The following is a 2,983-nucleotide window of genomic DNA, read 5'->3' as shown; positions in this document are numbered from 1 at the left end:
GGCCTGGTGGCCTACCAGCTGATGTAGACCCAGCCCGTGCCGCCGTGTGCGCCGACCTGGCCGGGTGCGGCGTTGGCGGAGGCCTGTCCGGGTTTGCCCGCACTGCCGCCCGCCATGGTGCCGCCGCCGTTGCCGCCGAAGCCGCCCTTGCCACCCGCGCCACCTTCCCCTGGTCGAGGAGGCAATGGGGCGCCAAACCATCACTCTGGCAAGGAAGTTGGACACCGCCTGCACCAGCGCGGACGAACTCGCCGAAGCCTCGGTGGAGTCTTTGAGAAGCACCCGGACGCCGAGATCATCACCAGCTTTCCAGGGCTCGGGTCACTCACCGGCGCCCGGGTGCTCGCCGAGATCGGCGACGACCGATCCCGCTTCGCCGACGCCAAATCCGGCCTGCTACCGCTGCCATGAGGTCAAGTCCCTGTCGAAGGTGCTCGACGGCAAACGGGTCTGCCGCAACTGCTTCGCCCGCAACGCGGCTGTGCCCTGCACCCGCTGCGGCTCCGTCCGCGAGCCCGCTGCCCGCGACGCCGAGGGGCGGCCGCTGTGTCCCAACTGCCTGGTCAGTGACCCCGTCAACCTGGAGGAATGCCGCGACTGCGGGCGCCGCCAGAAGGTCGCCGCTCGGCTTCCCGACGGACCACGTTGCGCCAACTGCCGGCCCAGGACCGCCGCCCAGTGCGGCATCTGCGGACGGACAGGAGTCTGTGAGATCTCCCGTGTCACGGGCGAACCCTGGTGCAACCGGTGCCAGTTGCGGTGGGCGCCCTGCAGTGGCTGTGGAGCCGTCGACCACGTCCGCAGCGGCACGTGGGATGCACCCCTGTGCGCGAAGTGCACCAACCCGGACCCGGACTACTGGGGCCGCTGCCCCGTCTGCCGCACCACCTGGCAGCTCAGCACCCGTCCCTGCCAGCGATGCGCGCTCGACCGGCAAGTACGCGACCTCCTGGCCGGCAACACGGGCACGATCCGGCAGGACCTCGTCCCTCTCTACAAGGCACTGTCCGGAGCCGAACGCCCCACAAGCACCATGTTCTGGCTATCGGGCGCGAAGGTCGGCGGCCTGCTCCGGCAGATAGGCCGTGACGAACGGCCCGTCACCCACGACACGCTCGACGAGTTGCCCGCGAGCAGGTCCTCGCACATCTCCGCAGCGTCCTGGTCGCCACCGGCGCCTTGCCGCCTCGCGACGAGCGGCTGGTCGCCCTGGACCAGTGGATCACCTCGGCGCTCCAAGCACGCACCGATCTCACCGAGCGCCGGATCCTGCACGGCTACGCGGTCTGGCACCACCTACGTCGACTCCGGCGACGCCTCGGCCAGGAGCACACCACGCACCTGCAGGCGCTGAACGTACGCTGCCACGTCACCGCAGCAGCGAACTTCCTCGACTGGCTGTCCGACAGCGCTCTCACGCTGGGCACGTGCACCCAGGTTGACCTGGAGCGATGGATTGCCGACCCCAAGGCCACCTACCGGGACGAGACCAGCCACTTCGTCCGGTGGTCCGTCCAGCACCGGCATGCCAAGGGACTCACCTACGGCACCGTGCGCTGGACAGGACCCTGCGGGACGATCGACAGCGAGAAGCGCTGGGCCGACGCCAGGCGCCTCCTGCACGACGACACGCTGGCGACCTCGGATCGAGTCGCCGGCCTGCTGCTGGTCCTCTATGCCCAGCAGATCGCCACCATCAGCCGCCTGACGGTCGACGACGTCCACCTCGACAACGACAAGGTCGGGATCACGTTCGGCACCTCACCTGTCGTCCTCCCCGAACCGCTGGCCGGCCTGGTGCGCGACCTCATCGCCACCCGGCGCGGCAAGGCCAGGATCGGCGCCCCCGACGACGCGCCGTGGCTATTCCCCGGCGGCCGTCCCGGACAGCCCATCGGTGACGACCGGCTCGGCCTCCGCCTCCAGAAGATCGGCCTCCAGCCGCGCCAGGACCGCTCCACCGCCCTGTTCACCCTCGCCACCGAGGTCCCCGCCGCCATCCGTGCCCGGATGCTGGGCGTCCACATCCAGGTCGCCGTCCAGTGGCAGAAGGCATCGGCCGGCGACTGGGTCGCCTACGCCGCCGAGGTCAGCCGCCGTGCCCCCACTCCGGCGGGCGAAGCCCAGACCAACGAGGTTCCCGATGGCCAGCACCCAAGAACAACAATCCCTCCTCCGGGGCTAACGACGTGAAGAGCCACGTTGATCTTGCCGCGATTCCTACACCGAACGAGAGGTGCAACCCATGACCGACCATCTGTCTGCCGTCTTCACGATGCTTGGGCCGGGAGGCCGACGCTTCGCCGATCCCGAAAGCTGGGCGCGTCTTGAGTCGGAGGTCGGCACAGAACTCCCCAGCGACTACAAGGAGTTCATCGACGAGTACGCGCCGATCACGGTCAACAGCCACCTCTATTTCAAGCACCCGGCGACCACACGTTGGAACCTTCTCAAGGACATCCGGGAGACCGAGCAAGCCTTCCGCGATGCCGACTGGGACGGCCTTCCGCACCCGGAGACCGGTGCTGGCGGAGTTCTGATTCCTGCCTTGTCGACCGACTTCGGCTTCCACGTCTTCCTCAGCCGCAGCCCACGGACGCCCGACTGGAGAGTGGTGGTACACGACCGGGACGAAGGCGGGTACTGGGAGCATGCCATGAGCTTCGCCGAGTGGCTCTACCGGCACCTCATTGGCGAGGAAGTCATCCATCCCAATGGAACGTATTTCTACCCCGGTCCGGTCAATCTCGAACACCTGCCCATGAGTCCGGGCGATCGCCCCGTTCCCTGGCACGGACCTGACCGAGGGATGTGACGGTGGTTATCTAGTGTTGTCAAGCCATCGAGCCAGTTCATCCCAGATCTGATCCGGTAAGGCATGTTAGACCGTGTTTGAGATCTGCCGTGTCCCGTGGCTGGCGGGGTCGTTGAGCCGTGCGTGAGTGGTTCCGGGGGCGGGTATCCGTCGGATCTGACGGATGTG

The 2,983-nt window shown here is 67.9% G+C and carries 3 protein-coding genes and 1 pseudogene; 3 read left to right on the top strand and 1 reads right to left on the bottom strand.

Annotation, left to right across the window (positions count from 1 at the left end; translation table 11 throughout):
• Positions 1-11: 11 nt before the first annotated feature.
• Positions 12-185, bottom strand: coding sequence for a hypothetical protein (locus ASC99_RS39570; protein ID WP_162257943.1), 174 nt, complete (start codon positions 183-185; stop codon positions 12-14).
• Between ASC99_RS39570 and ASC99_RS42435 the strand changes: the two are divergent.
• From ASC99_RS42435 to ASC99_RS31215, 3 genes and pseudogenes are all read left to right on the top strand, one after another.
• A pseudogene (locus tag ASC99_RS42435) lies at positions 158-390 on the top strand (transposase); the annotation flags it as partial. The gene ASC99_RS39570 and the pseudogene ASC99_RS42435 overlap by 28 nt on opposite strands.
• A gap of 789 nt (positions 391-1,179) precedes the next feature.
• On the top strand, positions 1,180-2,193 hold the full coding sequence (locus ASC99_RS41490) for a hypothetical protein (RefSeq protein ID WP_057238397.1): 1,014 nt from the start codon (positions 1,180-1,182) through the stop codon (positions 2,191-2,193).
• A 52-nt stretch (positions 2,194-2,245) separates the two neighbouring features.
• On the top strand, positions 2,246-2,815 hold the full coding sequence (locus ASC99_RS31215) for an SMI1/KNR4 family protein (protein ID WP_057238395.1): 570 nt from the start codon (positions 2,246-2,248) through the stop codon (positions 2,813-2,815).
• Positions 2,816-2,983 lie beyond the last annotated feature (168 nt).

Origin of the sequence: Kitasatospora sp. Root107 (assembly GCF_001424875.1) — a bacterium.
Classification (GTDB): Bacteria; Actinomycetota; Actinomycetes; order Streptomycetales; family Streptomycetaceae; genus Kitasatospora.
Note: the sequence above shows the minus strand (reverse complement) of the source record. Positions and strands in the feature narration are given on the sequence as shown.

Excerpts from the sequence above, each read along its gene's own strand:
- ASC99_RS31215 (WP_057238395.1), top strand. The coding sequence starts at position 2,246 with ATGACCGACCATCTGTCTGCCGTCTTCACGATGCTTGGGCCGGGAGGC.